The following is a 17,482-nucleotide window of genomic DNA, read 5'->3' as shown; positions in this document are numbered from 1 at the left end:
ATCTTTTAGATAAGTCTACTAAATAAGGTGTTGTCTTTTTTATATAGACAACTATTGTGCATGGTCTGGTGATTTCAGTTAATCAGCGATTGCTCCAAATTTTATATTTATAATGTTTAGTCAATAGTTCCTATCTTAGAAAATGGATACAATCTGACTAGAACTTTTCCTAGAACGGTGTGCTCGTCGACCAATCCAACCTCATCGTATCTACTATCTAAACTTCTTTCTCTATTGTCTCCCATTGCAAATAATTTTCCTTCTGGAACTACTATATCAATATCTCCATCAGTACGATTATTATGTATATAGGAAACTTCATCTAACAATTTATCATTTACATATACCTTGGAGTCTTTTATCTTTACATGGTCACCAGGAACCCCGATAACTCTTTTTACTAAATCTTTTTTCTTTCCATTTTCTTCTGTTAAGTCGGTTTTGAATACTATTATATCTTTGTATTTTGGCTCTCCTACTTTGTACGCAATTCTATTGACTATCAAATAATCACGTTCTACAAGCGTAGGATACATTGATTCTCCTTTAACTATTGTTGGCACTATAAAACGCGTTATTGCAAATGCCAAAACAAGAGCTATGACAATCACTTTTATCCACTCTACAACTTCTTTTTTAACTGCTTCACCCACTAAAATCGTCTCCTCTGTGTTCAATATTAAGTCAATCTACAGCAAAACTAATCTACCATAAACTTACAATATAAATATTATACTTCTTTTTTCTAATAGTTTAAAATACTTTTCTAAGACCTTTAGGGTAATGATTCTTAATTGCACCAGCAGATTCTTTTCCCCAACCTAAAGGTATATCTTCAACTGATACCAAAACCCATCCTCTACTTTCATTAGAATTTATAACATCCCCTTTTAAATATTTAAGAATCGATTCGCTTTGTACACTAAAGTTTTCAACGTTTTTTACATCTTCAACTTTTAAGTAATGAGATAATGCATGAGAAGGCTCAAATCTATTCTTCTTTAAAACCCCTAAATGCAAACCGTATCTCAATACTTTTAGTTTTTTTGTATCTGGATATATTTCAGGAAGTAGGTACAAATTTTCTCCTCTTAAATAAAATTTATTTTTTTTATTACTATAAAAATCAGTCTTTAAAAATTTCTTTTCAAACTCCCTATAATCCTTTATTTCTTTATCTAAATTTTTTATTTTTAATTCTTTTACATTACTTTCTTCTTCTTCTAATTTTTTTATCTTAGCTACAAAATGACCTTCTCCCTTTATTTTATGAGGCCATAGCCTTTCCATCTCAACAAGTTCTGCATGTGGATATTCACTGATAAACTCATTTATAACATGTTCATTCTCCTCTTTTGAAAAAGTACATGTTGAGTAAATTAAAATACCATCTTTCTTTAACATTTTATATCCATCTCTTATAATCTCTTTTTGAATAGATTGGCATTCAATTACTTTTGCCTGACTCCAATCTAAGATGGCCACTTCATCTTTTCTAAACATCCCTTGCCCAGAACAAGGAGCATCTATAATCACCTTATCAAAATACCCATTAAATGTCTTTCTTAAGCTATTAGAATCAGTATTTGTTATTATACAATTTCTCGCCCCAAATCGTTCTAAGTTTTCTCCTAGAGCTTTAATTCTACTTGTATTAATCTCATTAGAAACCAATAAACCTGTGTTGTTTAATCTAGATAATATATATGTAGATTTGCCACCAGGTGCAGCACACATATCAAGTACTTTATCTCCTTCTTTAATATCTGCTTTTGGTATTACACTCATTGCAGAAGGCTCTTGTAAATAATATGCTCCAGCCTCATGTAATGGATTTCTACCAGGCCTATTAATTTTATCATCATAATAAAAACCTTCATCTGCCCACGGTATCTGATATAAATCAAATAAATTTAAATTCAATAGTTTTTCTTTATCAATTTTTAGTGTATTTATTCTAAGACCAGTAGTCTTTTCTTCATTATAACTTTTTATAAAATCATCATATTCATCTTCTAGTATTTCTCTAATATCTTCTAAAAATTCTTTTGGTAAATTTGCCAAATTTATAATCCCCCTTTTTATCTGCGTTACTTGTTCGTCATTTATTTTCTTTTCTTTTTCTTTAAGTTTCCAAAAAACACTTTTTTAGAGTTATTCATATATTTTTCAAGTTTATCAAGATTTATTTTCCACAAAATTATGACATAAACTATAAATAATATAATAGCCCATCTATATTCTATCATCAATATAAAATCAAAAACTCCATGTAATAAAATCGGAATTAATACAGCCATAAATAAGTATTCACGTTTTTTAATTTCATTCCCCTCAAACTTATACTTAGAAATATAATATCCCATAGTAATAGCAAACATTACATGAGCTGGAATGGAGATAACTGCTCTATTAATACCAACCTGTAGTGCTAAATTTCTACTTTCAGAGAAAATATAAACTATATTTTCAATTGTTGCAAATCCTAAAGATAAAAATACAGAATAAATAATACCATCTAATTTTTCAGTAAAATGCTTTTCTTTAATCAATGAAGGAATTAGTATTAAAGCTTTTACACCTTCTTCCACAAGACCTGCAACTATAAATGATACATATAATAATTCTGAATATCCTTCAAATACATTAAACTTCATTAATAGATTTTCTAAAAGAATAATTATAACACTTAAAAAAGCACCTATCATAAAAAATTTAATTAAATGGATTAGTGGCTCTCTACAATATTTATCTTTAGATCTTATCCAAAACATACCTATTAATATAGGTACTACTGCTAATAAAAATAAATCCAGCTTCATAGGTAATTTTCCTTTCAAAGTTTTTAATTCATTCATGTTTTATAATTACTACTTATTTTTAGTTTATTTGTGTTTTAAATATACACTTACTTTTAGTTTATTTTCTTTCAGCTTTTATTTTAAATTTTTCTACACTCAAATTTATATACTAAACTCTTTATCATTTGATAGGTTAAAAATACTTAAAAAAATTTAAATTTATATCTATATTATTTAACAAATCTCAAGCCATATTCATATCTTGAAATATAAGGGAACTAAATTCATTTAAAGAAAGGGTGATTTGATGCAAGATGGTTTCTTAACAGTAAGTATAATTGATGCTACTAACAATAGACCCATTCAAAATGCAACAGTAAACATATATTCAATGTCTAATGGTAGCCAAAGCTCATCAACTTTATACCAGAACCTAATAAGTAATGAATCTGGCCAAGTGACTGGATTAGTATTACCAGCACCAGATGTAGATTACTCTCTACAACCATCTGATGTTAGACCTTACAGCCAGTATATAGTAGAAGCTATAGCGGATGGATATGAGACAGTTGTCATAGAAGGGACACAGTTACTAGCTACAATTGAGGCGAGACAAGGAGTTCCTATGTTTCCTAGAACAAGAAGTAAGCGTTCCTTCTCAAGACAAAGTGAATTGATTTTTGATATAGGAGAACATACTTTATACGGTACTTATCCTCCTAAAATTCCAGAAAGTAACCTAAAACCATTACCACCACCTACTGGTTTTGTTGTATTAGATAACCCTGTAGTGCCTGAATTTATAGTAGTTCATGATGGTTTACCAGAAAATACATCAGCGGCAAATTATTGGATTCCATTTAAAGAGTACATTAAAAACATAGCCTCATCTGAAATATATTCAACTTGGCCTGAGCAGACAATCTACGCAAATGTAATAGCTATAATATCATTTACTTTAAATAGAGTCTTTACTGAATGGTACAGAAACAAAGGATATAACTTTACAATCACCTCATCAACAGCATATGACCATAAATTTATAAACAATAGAAACTTATTTGAACCAATTAACGTAGTTGTAGATGCTATATTTAATACATTTATAAAAAGACCTCCTACATCAAGACAGCCACTACTAGCTCAATATTGTGATGGTCAAAAATCTCAATGTCCTAATCAAATGACTCAATGGGGTAGTAAGGACCTAGGTGACCAAGGATACGATTATGAAAGAATACTAAGATATTTCTATGGAGACGAAATAGTGTTTGAAAAAGCTCCAGTAGTTAGTGGTGTACCAGTATCATTTCCTGGAACTACACTACAAGTTGGTTCTTCTGGACAATACGTTAGAACTATACAAAACCAGTTAAATGCTATATCTAATTCTTATCCAGCTATACCAAAAGTGAGGGAAGATGGAATCTATGGTACAGATACAGAAAATTCTGTAAAAATATTCCAAGGAATTTTTGGTTTACCTCAAACTGGAGTAGTTGACTTTAAGACATGGTATGAAATATCCAGGGTTTACGTAGCTACAACTAGAATAGCTTCTTTAAATCCTCTAATTTAGATTTTAACTAACTTATTAGCTTAACATAAAAAATGGCTGTTATAAACTACTATCTGTTATAAGTTTTTTAACCTATAATCATAATAGTCTTAGCAGCCATTTTTTGTAGTTATAACTTATTATTTTAGAACCTTAAAACTCTTAAATGGGGGATTTTAAGCTTCTTAAAAACAGCAATCAATAATTCTAACTTAATAACTCTAACTTTATTAATAATCTTAATTTGTAGCTTTAGATTTATTGGCTAATGCTAAAATTAATCCTAGAGCTATAGATGCAAAAGCAGAGGCAATTACTCTATATTCAGCAGGGAACAAGAATACAATTGTATGACATGGTATCCAGAAAAATGGTATAGTTTTCAAAACACTAAAACCAAGATATGCATTCCAGTCTACAACATTTACTACATCTTTAAGAACTACCTTAACACCCTTTCCAACTTCGTATTTTTTATCTATAAAGCAATCCATAACCTTATGGAATAAAAATACAGTTGGTGACATTAATATATTCATAGTTGCACTCTTAAATAGAGCATTTGCAAAAGCTATTCCTTCAAATGGAAGCATACCATCTACTTGTGCCTGCCCTACACCTGCTGAGTAAATTGACATAGCATATGTTGTAACTACACCTATAATTCCCCAAACTACAGCTCTGTAAAAGATTCCTACTGGTATTTTCCAGTCTTTATGCAAAATTCTAGCACCAAGTAAGTCTCCCATTGTTGCTAACACAGCAAACTTGAAAAAACCTCCAATATATGGATGTGCACCTGTTGCTTCCATAAATACCGCTCTACTACTTGGCATCACTAAAATAGCAATAAGACAAATAAGAACTCCACTCCATATAAAATCGCCTTTTTTCATATTATAAATACTATTTAATAATCTAAATAGTTCTCCTTCCTTTCAAGTATTTATTTTATTGTTATCTCTATATAAATATATTTATTAAATATTGCTTACTTAGGTATTCATTTTCCATGTTTAAATTGATAAAATTTCATTTTTAAATAACTATCTTAGTAAATAGCTATTGCATTAAATAACTATTACATATAGTTTTTTTTTGAAATTATTTTTTAACCCTTTATATATTATATTTTTAATTAATCTTTCCTAACCCTTTTTGTATTATATCTATAATTAATCTTTCCTAACCCTTTGTATATTATATATAATTATTTTTTCTGGTTCTTTATATAGTTTTTTATCTGTAATTTTTATTTTCTAAATATTCATTCCTTCTCTTAAAGCTTTTATATTAATTTCTATAAACTTAGGTTTAACCTGTTGTGATACTATCTTTTCCCAATCTATATCATTTTCTAACTGTAAAGCCTTAATCAATGCTCCCAAAAGTACTACATTCATAACCTTCTCATTTCCAAAACCTCTGGCAATATCAACTGCCTTTATCACTGTTACATCCACTTTTTCTTTAATATCGTCTATTATATTTTTAGGATAATCCACTCTACCTGTTAAAATTGGTGCAGAAGGCATTTCATAATCATTTACTACTAATTTACCCTTAGGCTTAAGAAAATCAAGATATCTTAAAGCCTCCATAGTCTCAAATGAAACTAATACGTCAACATCTCCTTTTCCAAGTATAGGAGAGTGTACTTTTTCTCCATATCTAACTTGTGTTGTTACACTTCCACCCCTTTGAGCCATACCATGAACCTCTGACATCTTAACATCATATCCAGCATCTATAAGACCAGCAGAAAGTATTTTACTTGCTAAAACAGTACCCTGACCTCCTACTCCTGATAACAATACATTTTTAACCTTTTTCATTACTTTTCACCAACCTTTTTTATAGCATTTACTGGACATACTTGTGCACATACTGTACATCCTACACATTGAGCCTGATTTATACTTGATTTCTTTTTAGATTTATCAAATCTCAAAGCAGGGCATCCTGTTGTAAGGCATTTCTTACATCCAATACATTTCTCATCATCTACGCTACAAATTGATGGTGTAAGGTCGAATCTTTTTTTATCATCTTCTGTAAATTTTTTTAATGCACATGGCCATCTAGTGATTATTACTGAAGGTTCATCAATTGATAAAGCCCAATTTAATGCTTCTTTAACTTCATTCAACATGTTAGGATTAACTACCTTTACATTTTTACAACCCAAAGCTTTTACTATAGTCTCAATGTCCATCATTTCAGTAACATCACCTTGCAATGAAAATCCAGTTCCAGGATTTTCTTGATGACCAGTCATTCCAGTAATTCTATTATCAAGAATACATGTTACAGTATTACTTTTGTTGTAGATTATATCTATGAGACCATTTATTCCTGTATGAAAGAATGTTGAATCTCCTATTGTAGATATAGTCCTCATGTTAATATTATTTTTAGTAAATATCTTTTGTGCTCCATGAGCTACACCTGGCCCTCCTCCCATACATATACAAGTATCTTTAGCATTTAAAGGCTCTGCTCCTCCTAGACCATAACATCCTATATCTCCACTTATAAGTACATTTTTAACCTTTCCTAGCTCATAGAAAAATCCTCTGTGTGGACATCCTGCACATAAAGTTGGAGGTCTGCCAACTATTTTTTCTTGGCTATACTCTATTAGTTTTCTTTTTTCTCCCAAAATTGATTGAGCTATAATATCTGGATTTAACTCACCTATATTAGGTATCTTTTCTTTTCCAATACATGGTATGTTCTTTTCTTTAAGATGTTCTTCTATATAAGGTTCTAATTCTTCGATTACATAAACAGTTTCTACTTGTTCTGCAAAACCTCTTATCTTCTTTGTTGGAAGAGGATATGTAAATCCTAATTTTAAATATGATACAGTATCTCCAAACACATCTTTAGCATACTCATAAGAAGCTCCTGAAGTTATCACGCCTATTTTCTTATCATTCCATTCTATAAAGTTTAAGTCAGTTTCATTAGAAAACTCTTCAAGCTTTTTTAATCTATCTTCAAGTTTAATTCTTAATCCTCTTGAAGTTGCTGGAATAGCATCAAACTTAGAAAGATTTCTTTCATATTTTTTTACAATTGTTTCTTCTTTTTCTCCTAACTCAACAAGTCCTTTACTATGACATATTCTAGTCACCATTCTAAATAAAACTGTTGTATCGTATTTTTCACTTATCTCAACCGCAGCCTTTAGCATATCCTTACATTCTTGGCTGTTGCTTGGTTCTATCATAGCTATCTTTGCAAATTTAGCATAATGTCTATTATCTTGTTCATTTTGTGATGAGTGCATGCCAGGGTCATCTCCAGATACAATAATCATCGCACCATTTACTCCCATATATGCATATGTAAATATTGGGTCTGCAGCAACATTTACTCCAACATGCTTCATAGCTGCAAGGGCTCTACCTCCTGCAATAGAGGCTCCTATTGCTGACTCTACTGCTACTTTCTCATTTGGTGCCCACTCTGCAATTATGTCATCTTTATATAGTGCTATATTTTCCAATATTTCAGTACTTGGTGTTCCTGGATAAGCAGCTGCATAAGATATGCCTGCTTCGTAAGCACCACGTGCTACTGCCTCATTTCCTGTAAGCAATTGTTTCATGCTTTCCCCCTCCTTAGAAATAATACCTCTTTGATAACTTAGTGTATTTGTTAGCGATACATTTTAGAAGCTATCAACTATATATTTATTATCAATACAATTTAAATATTGATAGCAAATAATAATATGAATCCATAAATTTATAATATTGTTCTTATTTTATTTACTAAGCAATTGCCATGCCAATAGCCTTAATTTTTTTAAAACTCACTTTTAAAATACCAAATTGCCATTTTTCTTTAAATTTTAATGACTCTAATAATTAAGAATTAATTTTCGTTAGAATTTTCATAATATTTTCAATATTATTTTAAATAAAAAAAAAGTAATGTTAACATTTCTTAACATACATTAAAAAATGTTAACATTACAAGCTGAATTAGTACTCTTACTTTGTCTAGATTTACTTTTGTATCATTTAATTATTTAACGACCATAGAAACCTATCAATCCATTTCCATTGTCTATTCTAATAGGTTTCATAATCTTTAAACCTTCATTTTTTATCTTTTCTAAATCTTTTTCCATACTCTTAATTGTATTTTCAAGGTCTTGTGAACTTAAGTCTTTAACTTGTGTAGTGTCTTTAGCATACTCTTTTAATTCTTCAATACGCTTAGCATATTCTTCATAAGTGTAATACTCAACTCCATATTTTTCTAAGTCAGCAGGCTCAGTTATTCCTGATTTTATTAGAGAATCAAATTTATCTAACGTAATATTAGATACATCACTACTTCCATCTGCAAATACTGCTCCTGTTCCTCCTAATACTATAGCAGATGCCATCATTGTACTTATAAGGGATTTTTTTATTTTCATAACTCATATTCCTTTCTTAGAGATTTATTTGGGTAGTGTAGTTCACAATGACTATTGCAATAGTTATTAACTACACTTTCAGACTATCATAATAGTCATATTTATGTCAAGTATTTCTACAACGTTTTTTAGTAAAAATCCATATTTTGAATAAAAAAAGTAATGTTAACATTTCTTAATACATATAAAAAATGTTAACATTACAAACTGGGTTTAATACTTTTACTTTGACTAGATTTATTTTTATACTATTTAATTTGTTTATTTTTTACTTCTCTATCTTCATATAGACTTTAAGCCTTTTGTTATCGTTTATTTGTTACTTGTTTTGTTCTTGTTTACTATGTTTAATTACGCTTATTTAGTTTTTTAAATACTTTTTCAAGCTATATCTAAAAAATTTAATATTGATTATTCAGCTCTAGATAAAGAAACTGCCAATTGAGTTCCATCTTCATTATCTATTACGATAGGTTTCATTATCTTTAAGCCTTCAGTTTTTATCTTTTCTAAATCTTTTTCCATAATCTTAATTGTATCTTCAAGGTCTTTTGAACTTACATCTTTAACTGCTGAAGAGTCTTTAGCATATGCTTTTAACTCTTCAATCTGCTTAGCGTACTCTTCATAAGTATAATACTCAACTCCATGTTTTTCTAAGTCAGCAGCATCAGTTACACCTGATTCTACTAGAGATTTAAACTTAGATAACTCAATATTAGATACATCGTCATTTCCACTTGCAAATACTGCTCCTGTTCCTCCTAGTACCATAGCAGATACCATCATTGCACTTATAAGGGATTTTTTTATTTTCATAATTTATATTCCTTTCTTAGAGATTTATTTGGGTAGTGTAGTTCATTATGACTATTGCAATAGTTATTTACTACATCTTTAGACTATCATAATAGTCATAATTGTGTCAAGTATTTCTATAAAATTTTTTAATAAAAAATACTATCTCAAAATAAATTTAATTATTTTAAGATAGTATTCCTAATTCTCAACCCATCCTTATTTGTCATATATCTAGTTGCTTTCAGAATCTTTATACTGCAATTTATTATTTGTTAAAATCTTCATACTTTTTGTTACAGATATCTTCTTAGAAATATTATCAGTTGGTACAACTGAATACTTTGACATATTAGAATACACTTCTTCTACATCAACCTTTGAAGTAATTTTCTGCATTTTATATGTTTCTGATGTACTTAAATCAATGCTTTCATCACTTTTAGCTGATAATCCCACAGAAATATTTGTATTATTTATCTTAGATTCTATTTTTAATGGCTGACCTCCTATTGAAAAGTCGTTTTTATTACTTTGCTCAATTTCCATTAGATTAAAAGATTCAACTTCATCAATTTCTTTATTTCCAGTTGCAAAAACAACACTAGTCCCACAAATTAACACAGCTGAAACTAAAAAAGTAATATAGGTTGATTTTTTAAACTTCATAACATTAACTATTCTTTCTTCTATCTTTGTCTTTCCAAATCCGTTATAAAGTGTCATTGGAAATGTATTATGTTCCTCTGCCAAACTTATAAGCGCAGTTGCATAATCAGCTCTATATTCTTCACCAACTATACTCATTACCTTTTCATCACAACTAAATTCTATATCTTTATTCAATAAAAAAAGCATTACCCAAACTAAAGGATTGAACCAATGGACAGCAAGAGCTACAATCATAAACAACTTCAATATATTGTCAAACCTATTGATATGAACCAATTCATGAGTTAAGACAAAGTTTAGAGTTTGGTTATTGCTATAGTCCATTTGTTTTGGCAAAATAATATTCGGTTTTAAAATACCAGTTGTAAGAGGTGTTTTAGTAAATTCAGAAATACAAACAAAGAATTTTCTAAAACCTCTATTATCATATGCCCACTTTTTAATAAATTCATGATTTTTTATATGTATCGAAGTTTTAAAAAGATTAATCGTCCTGGTATACTTAAAGCATAAAAACATAATAAAAGTAATAGAAATTCCAAACGTTAAAATACTTGATATTTCCAATGCTGTAAAATTCTCAAGATTGAATAAAGCCTTAGAATCTCCAAAATTATTCTTACTGATAGAATTATTATTTTTCTTAATTGAATAATCCACAGCGGATGCATTTCCCAATTGAGCATCAAAATTTGACTCAATAATGCTATAAATACTAAAAGTAGAATTTAAACTTACTGGTACTAAAAGTTTAAACAAAACAACTAGCCATAATAATACAAATACTTTTTTAGGCAATTTTTTAAACAAACATGCTCTTATAAAAATAACAATTAAAATTAAAACCCCAGAAGTAACACTCATTTCTAACAATTTAGTGAACATTAATCTTACCTCACTTTAATTTCTCAACAATTTGTTTAAGTTTTGTAATCTCATCACTTGAGAGATTTTCTTTATTAATAAAAGCTGAAAGAAATTTCTCTGAAGACCCTCCAAACATTTTATTAATTAAGCTTTCTGTTTCATGCTTCTGAACTTCTTCTTTGCTTATTAAAGGTCTACAAACAAAGTTTGGTTCAATTCTTTCTATTGCACCTTTTGATACTAATTTTTTTATAACTGTATACGTAGTGTTTCTATTCCATCCTGTTTCTTCCTTTAAAACTTTTACTAATTCCCCTGCTTTACTTTCTCCTATCTCCCATAGAACTTCCATCACCTTAAGTTCTGAATCAAATAATTTTATTTCCATATAAAATCGCTCCTCAAATATGGTTATCACAATAGTCAATATTATAATTTAAAACTATCACAGTAGTCTATGTGATGTCAACCATTTATTTTTTTAATAACAAAAACTGTCCTTTAAAGAAATAGTTCTTGTAAAAGACAGTCTTGTCATTTTTATACTTTAATATCTAAATAAAGCTTTATTTTATTTAACTATAAAACCATCTTAATACATAGAATAAGATTTTTCCTTATCTAATAATATATCTTCTACATCTGGATTATCTTTTAATAATTCTCTATAGAAATTACAATTAGTAACTCCTATATATGGAATTAACCATAACAAACCTATTCCTAAAGTGAATATAGTCAATATATACCATCCTATAAAGCTAAGATTTAATATAAATAGTTTAAGTACATTACCCTTCATCATATCTAAACTAGCACCCATTGCTTTAAATACACCAAGATTATCTTTATCTTCACATATTAAAAAAGCAGCTTGAGAAATGTATAATAACAATATATAAACTGGCAACATCAACACAATTACTATAATAACTAGAGTTATGGCAGTAGAAATTACAGTTCCTACTCCAACATTATTACTTGATAGGTATTCAATTGCTCCACTAGTGAGTAAAACTCCAAATGACAAAAATGCTCCGATAATTGTGATTATAAAAGAATAAATATAAACAGCAATTGATTCTAATATATAAAGTCCAAAACTTCTTAAATAAATTCTTCCATTTACGAAGATATCTCCCATCTTGACTTTTTTATCTTTAGTAATCTTTAAAAACATACATGTAAATCCTGCTGCAACTAAAAAACCTATTATCGCTACTATGATAGTAGTTAAGGGTTCAAAAGGCAATCCTATAAATGATATAGCTACTATCAACGCAATATATATTGCCATATTAATTGCACATGTTCCCCAGTTTCCAGATAACTGAGCTTTTGATACTCTTTTTAATTCTTGCCTTGATAACATAAAAAACACCCCTTTCATTTTATATAAAAAATCTCCCTAAAAGCATATAAATAAACTTTTATCATATAATATAATATTAATATATCATATTTTCGACTATATAACACACAATTATTCACCATGTTTTATCAAGATATAGCATAATTGTATTGAAAGTTTTATATAGTCAAAACTGCCAAGTATATCAAACAAATTTGAAAAATAGTATTCAATAAATAATAAAATAAACTATCTTTCAAACAGTTTATTATATGTTTAAAAGATAGTTTTAGTGTCTTTAAAATAAATTAAATTGTATATATTCCTTCACATAATTTTTGTATATTGCTAGGTGGTTGCCATTTACCATCTTTTTTTGTATATGTAATTGAAGTTGTAACATCTTTCGTTGGCTTTTTGTTATAAAGGTCTATAATCATTTTTGCCATATCATCTTGAACTTCTTTTTCTGCTTTATTGTAATTATTTTTATCAGTTACATATGATTTTACTAAATCGTTTGCCTCAGACATTACTTTACTAGTATCCAATGCTTTACTTACAACTTTTAAAGTTATCTTATCCTTACTAGAAGAATCTACTGTTACTGTTTTTTCAACACCTTGTATTAATTTAACAATTGTGTCATATATCTTTTCAGCATTCTCTTTTCCATAAAGAGGTGTTAATTGAGCAAGCATTGAAACTTTATCTGTGTTATTATAAGTTTGAATTTGTTTATATTCAGCTTCTGTTAAAGCATCAGAAATGCCTTTTTCATCGTATTTATACATTTCTAGTGCTGCTAAATTAGCTTCAAAATTCGACTTTACTTTTTCTTCTGCATTAGAACAGCCTATAGTTAGAACTAAAACTAAAGCCATAATAGAAGATAAGATTAATTTTTTTACCATTTTCATACAAATATCCTCCCTCAGTTAATTGAATAAAAAAATTTATTTATTAATATTATAGCATAATTTTGTCTAATTATAAGTTTATTTTGAAAATTTTACCATTCCCAATCTATTCCAATCCCTCTATCTTTTGCTTTATCATATATTCTTTTCGCTGTTACGACATCTTGTACACCTATTCCGACACTTTTAAACACAATTATTTCGTCATCATTTTCTCTTCCGGAAATAGTTCCATTTATAACATTTCCCAAATCACCACTAAAATCAGCTTTGCTTATTTTACCTTCTTCTAGAGGAATTAATATATCTCCTGATTCTGATAAAACTGCATCTGTTGATTCAAAAAATATCTTAGATGCTCTAGTTAAACAAGTTGGACACATCTCTTGCATATCTGGTAAGTATGAACCTACAGCACTCACTAATGCTCCCTTTTTAACCAAATTTCCATCAAATACTGGTTTTTTTGATGTTGTTGCTAAAACTATTACATCAGCATTATCTATGGCTTCATCAGATGACTCAGCTGCAACTATTTTAGTATTATATTTACTTAGCTTTAAGTTCATCTCTTTTGCAAATTTTTCTCTACTTTCTTTATTTCTACTGAAAACTCTTACTTCATCTAAATTTCTAGCTTCTAACATAGCTTCAAGTTGTGACTCACCTTGTCCTCCCAAGCCTATTAAAGCCCCTATCTTAGAATCTTTTTTGGCTAAAACATCTATAGCTGCACCAGATGCTGCACCAGTACGAACTTGAGTTATATAAGTACCATCTAAAGCAGCACATACTTCTCCAGTCTCCCCATCTAATAATAATACTGTTGCTGGAATTACTGGTTTGCCTTTTTGAGCATTTTTAGGGAATACAGATACAATTTTTATTCCTGCACACCCTAAGTCCTCTACATATCCTGGCATAAATAACATACTAGCATCCTGACTTGGAACTGGTATATTAGTTCTCAAAGGAGTTACACTTTTTCCTTCACAATAAATTCTAAAAGCCTCTTTATCAGCCTCAATTGCATCTCTCATAGTAAATACTTTTTTTATGTCGTCTTTTTTTAAAAGTAGCATTTTATATACCCCCAATTTTAATAAGTTTCTATGCTAGATATTATAACATAACATTTTAATACAAATTCTATTTCATATTAAATAAATATATTTCAAATTAAATAATCCTATTTCAAATTAAACAAATCTACATACTCCGATTTTAACATATAGCTTATTAGTTTTTTGTTTATTGAAAATTCTGGTATTCCTGCTGCATATGGAGTTATATCGTATAAATCAAAATATATAACTAAGTTATCATCTTGCAAATAAAAATTTTGATTTTCTTTTATCCCTTTAAAATTATATATTCCTACATTTTCTTTATCTTTCTTTTCTAAATCAGTTATTTGTTGTTTAATTTCCTCATCTATAACTTCTTTATATTTAGTATTATCTTTAAATAGGTCCATTAATTCTAAAAACTTCCCTGTTCTCATATCTACATTATAAGCTATATCTTGATAATAACCATGTGCTCCACCACTGTAAGTATAATATCTTACCTTTATACTAAGAGCAGAATCAGTATTCTTTTTAAGTTCAAAGTCTACATTTGCAACAAATTTATTTTCTTCATCAGGATTATCTTTAAGGTATTGTTTTGCCTCTTTATACGATTTGTTATAAAATTCAAATATATCATTTTTTATTCTATCATTTGTAGACCTTTCAACAATCTTATTTGAATTTGTTATTATAGGCATATTTATAGTACTTTCTATATATTCATCATTTTTCACTATTGTCTTACTTCCTATTGTACTTACTGATAAAGTTTGTTTACTATTTGTAGTATCTTTTGGCAATGATTGATTACTCATAACGCTTACAGCTTCTTTGTCTTTATTTAGATTAAGTAAAGCATCTTTCCCCAAATTATTATATCTATAGTCATGTTTAATTGCTAAAATAGCTATTATAGTCAAGGATAAAACAAACACATATCTTAAAACTCTAGCTTTCGTATTTACTTTAAAAAATTTCATCTTATTATTTTCCTCCTAAATATAAATCTCTCTTATTATATTTGGAGTTTCTAGGGTTTTTTATCCATATAATTTAATAAAAGATTAATTTTTATTTATAAAAATTAATCTTTTTCTTTTCAAATATTAAGATGACTTATCAGACAACTTGAAATTTTATCAAGTGGTAATTGGATTACAACAGAACCTCTATCAAATGCTACCATTGGCATTCCATATACAATGCAAGAATTTTTATCTTGCCCAATTGTAAATGAACCTTTCTCTCTCATTTTCAAAAGTCCAGTTGCTCCATCTGAACCCATTCCTGTAAGTATTATTCCTACTGAGTTTTTACCTGCTACTTGTGCTACTGAATCAAACAAAACATCTACAGATGGACAATGTCCACTTATTCTTTCACCTTCTTCACAAGTTACATAATACCCATCTTTATCTAAATGTAATTTCATTTGATATCCACCAGGTGCAATAAGTACATTTCCTTGCTCTACTCTATCATTATTTTTAGCTTCTCTTACATTCATAATACACTGCTTATCAAGTCGTTGTGCATACATCTCAGTAAATATAGCTGGCATATGTTGAGCTACAACAACCCCTGGTGTAGATTTTGGTAAGTCTTTTATAATCTCAAGTATTGCTTCTGTTCCACCTATAGATGCGCCTATAGCAATGACCCTGTTATTAATATTTTCCACATTACCGCCCCCACAAAATCATATATCTAAAATATTCTTCTATTTTTTATAAACAGCAGGTTTTACATAGTCGTATTCTGTATTTCTTCTATTTACTATCTCTGCATGACCTACAAATAAAAATCCATCTTTTTTAGTTACATCATAAAATTTATTTATAAGCTCTTCTTTTGTTTTTAAATCGAAATAAATCATAACATTTCTACAAAAAATCAAATCAAAAAGTTGATGTGAGAAATCTTCAATTAAATTGAATGGTTTAAAAAATACACTTTTTCTAATCTTATCACAAACTTTAAATGTACCATCTTTATTATCTATGAAATATTTTTTCTTCCATAATTTTGGAACATTATCAACATTTGATTCTGTGTATACAGCTCTTTTAGCTTTTTCAAGTGAATTCATTGAAATATCTGTGGCTATAATTTTAATATTCCACAGGTCTTTCCTACTCCCAAAATAATCATCTAAAGTCATAGCTATTGAATATGCTTCTTCTCCACTAGAGCAACCTGCACTCCATATATTTAAGTTTCTGAGTTTATTATTTTCTTCCCAAAAAGGAAGTATATTATTATACATATACTCAAAATGCTGATGTTCTCTCATAAAAAATGTATGATTTGTGCTCAACCTATTTATTAAATTTATAGCTTCATTTCCTGTCTTATCTCTAAATAATAGGTTCATATATTGACTAAAAGAACTAAACTTTCTCTCTCGCATTGTATTATATAGTCGTCCTTCAATTAATACTCTTTTTTTGCTTAAATCAATTCCGTACTCTTTTTTTATATAGTTTCCAAGAATTTTAAATTCTTCATCAGTGAGTTTTATCATACAAAAAACTTCCTCCTGCCAATTTATCAAAGCTAATTACATGCTGTCAATTAGAAACTTTCGAATATCTAAAATTAGTATAGACTTATCTCCAACTTTTACAATCTCTTTTATAACTTTATTTATATTTATGTTGTTAGAAATAGTTGTCTCTAGTAAGTTTAAGTCATCTATAAGAACGACATCAACAACTTTATCTACAATAATTCCAACTTGATACTCATCAATTTTTATAATTATTATGCATGTTCTCTCATTATAATCAACTTCAGGAAGATTGTATCTAATATGCATATCAATAACTGGTATAATTCTTCCTCTCAAATTAATAACTCCATTTATATAATTTGGAAGACGTGGTACATATGTTATTGGTTGAAACCTTATAGTCTCAATTACATTTTCTAATTCTATTCCATAAATAACATCATTAACATAAAATGTTAATACTTGTTTTATAATATCATTTGTAGACATACT

18 protein-coding genes are annotated in these 17,482 nt (G+C 28.5%); 1 reads left to right on the top strand and 17 read right to left on the bottom strand.

Features of this window, described 5'->3' with window-relative positions:
* Positions 1 to 116: 116 nt before the first annotated feature.
* The 3 genes from lepB to IC175_RS07820 form a co-directional block, all read right to left on the bottom strand.
* Positions 117 to 653, bottom strand: a complete 537-nt coding sequence (gene lepB, locus IC175_RS07830) for a signal peptidase I (protein WP_227433615.1) — start codon at positions 651 to 653, stop codon at positions 117 to 119.
* A gap of 100 nt (positions 654 to 753) precedes the next feature.
* Positions 754 to 2,064, bottom strand: coding sequence for an RsmB/NOP family class I SAM-dependent RNA methyltransferase (locus IC175_RS07825; RefSeq protein ID WP_227834802.1), 1,311 nt, complete (start codon positions 2,062 to 2,064; stop codon positions 754 to 756).
* Positions 2,065 to 2,105: 41 nt separating this feature from the next.
* On the bottom strand, positions 2,106 to 2,858 hold the full coding sequence (locus tag IC175_RS07820; RefSeq protein WP_227483648.1) for a PrsW family intramembrane metalloprotease: 753 nt from the start codon (positions 2,856 to 2,858) through the stop codon (positions 2,106 to 2,108).
* Positions 2,859 to 3,108: 250 nt separating this feature from the next.
* On the opposite strand from IC175_RS07820, the gene sleC reads away from it, so the two are divergent.
* Positions 3,109 to 4,380, top strand: a complete 1,272-nt coding sequence (gene sleC, locus IC175_RS07815) for a spore cortex-lytic germination protein SleC (RefSeq protein ID WP_227433618.1) — start codon at positions 3,109 to 3,111, stop codon at positions 4,378 to 4,380.
* A 218-nt stretch (positions 4,381 to 4,598) separates the two neighbouring features.
* Here sleC and IC175_RS07810 read toward each other — a convergent pair whose 3' ends face one another.
* The 14 genes from IC175_RS07810 to IC175_RS07745 all read right to left on the bottom strand — a co-directional run bounded on the left by IC175_RS07810 (position 4,599) and on the right by IC175_RS07745 (position 17,479).
* The gene (locus tag IC175_RS07810) at positions 4,599 to 5,255 is read right to left on the bottom strand and encodes a hypothetical protein (RefSeq protein WP_227845487.1); all 657 of its coding nucleotides are present in this window, start codon (positions 5,253 to 5,255) and stop codon (positions 4,599 to 4,601) included.
* Between the two features lie 363 nt (positions 5,256 to 5,618).
* On the bottom strand, positions 5,619 to 6,194 hold the full coding sequence (locus IC175_RS07805; protein WP_227851395.1) for an indolepyruvate oxidoreductase subunit beta: 576 nt from the start codon (positions 6,192 to 6,194) through the stop codon (positions 5,619 to 5,621).
* On the bottom strand, positions 6,194 to 7,975 hold the full coding sequence (iorA, locus tag IC175_RS07800; protein WP_227851394.1) for an indolepyruvate ferredoxin oxidoreductase subunit alpha: 1,782 nt from the start codon (positions 7,973 to 7,975) through the stop codon (positions 6,194 to 6,196). Before iorA ends, IC175_RS07805 begins: the two co-directional genes overlap by 1 nt.
* Positions 7,976 to 8,401: 426 nt before the next feature.
* A complete protein-coding gene (locus IC175_RS07795) occupies positions 8,402 to 8,797 on the bottom strand; it encodes a hypothetical protein (protein WP_227433622.1) in 396 nt (131 codons plus the stop codon).
* 411 nt (positions 8,798 to 9,208) lie between these two features.
* Complete coding sequence (locus IC175_RS07790; protein WP_227433623.1) at positions 9,209 to 9,616, bottom strand: hypothetical protein; 408 nt, start codon at positions 9,614 to 9,616, stop codon at positions 9,209 to 9,211.
* Positions 9,617 to 9,829: 213 nt separating this feature from the next.
* Entirely contained in the window at positions 9,830 to 11,152 is a 1,323-nt protein-coding gene (locus IC175_RS07785) for a M56 family metallopeptidase (RefSeq protein WP_227845485.1), read from the bottom strand.
* A 10-nt stretch (positions 11,153 to 11,162) separates the two neighbouring features.
* Positions 11,163 to 11,522 (bottom strand): BlaI/MecI/CopY family transcriptional regulator, encoded by a 360-nt coding sequence (locus IC175_RS07780; protein WP_227433625.1) that lies wholly within the window; start codon positions 11,520 to 11,522, stop codon positions 11,163 to 11,165.
* Between the two features lie 204 nt (positions 11,523 to 11,726).
* Positions 11,727 to 12,506 carry a DUF975 family protein gene (locus IC175_RS07775; RefSeq protein ID WP_227433626.1) on the bottom strand — a complete coding sequence of 260 codons (780 nt, stop codon included), beginning with the start codon at positions 12,504 to 12,506 and terminating at the stop codon, positions 11,727 to 11,729.
* Positions 12,507 to 12,793: 287 nt separating this feature from the next.
* Complete coding sequence (locus tag IC175_RS07770) at positions 12,794 to 13,405, bottom strand: hypothetical protein (RefSeq protein ID WP_227433627.1); 612 nt, start codon at positions 13,403 to 13,405, stop codon at positions 12,794 to 12,796.
* A gap of 92 nt (positions 13,406 to 13,497) precedes the next feature.
* Complete coding sequence (locus tag IC175_RS07765) at positions 13,498 to 14,487, bottom strand: ornithine cyclodeaminase family protein (RefSeq protein WP_227433628.1); 990 nt, start codon at positions 14,485 to 14,487, stop codon at positions 13,498 to 13,500.
* A 107-nt stretch (positions 14,488 to 14,594) separates the two neighbouring features.
* Positions 14,595 to 15,458, bottom strand: coding sequence for a DUF3298 and DUF4163 domain-containing protein (locus IC175_RS07760; protein ID WP_227433629.1), 864 nt, complete (start codon positions 15,456 to 15,458; stop codon positions 14,595 to 14,597).
* A gap of 119 nt (positions 15,459 to 15,577) precedes the next feature.
* Positions 15,578 to 16,159, bottom strand: a complete 582-nt coding sequence (locus tag IC175_RS07755; protein ID WP_227483650.1) for a CheB methylesterase domain-containing protein — start codon at positions 16,157 to 16,159, stop codon at positions 15,578 to 15,580.
* Positions 16,160 to 16,198: 39 nt separating this feature from the next.
* Positions 16,199 to 17,002, bottom strand: coding sequence for a CheR family methyltransferase (locus IC175_RS07750; RefSeq protein ID WP_227851393.1), 804 nt, complete (start codon positions 17,000 to 17,002; stop codon positions 16,199 to 16,201).
* Between the two features lie 36 nt (positions 17,003 to 17,038).
* Positions 17,039 to 17,479 carry a chemotaxis protein CheW gene (locus IC175_RS07745; protein WP_227433632.1) on the bottom strand — a complete coding sequence of 147 codons (441 nt, stop codon included), beginning with the start codon at positions 17,477 to 17,479 and terminating at the stop codon, positions 17,039 to 17,041.
* Positions 17,480 to 17,482: the final 3 nt, after the last annotated feature.

It is taken from the genome of Clostridioides sp. ES-S-0123-01 (genome assembly GCF_020658415.1).
Classification (GTDB): domain Bacteria; phylum Bacillota; class Clostridia; order Peptostreptococcales; family Peptostreptococcaceae; genus Clostridioides.
This window is presented reverse-complemented; position numbering and strand designations above follow the sequence as displayed.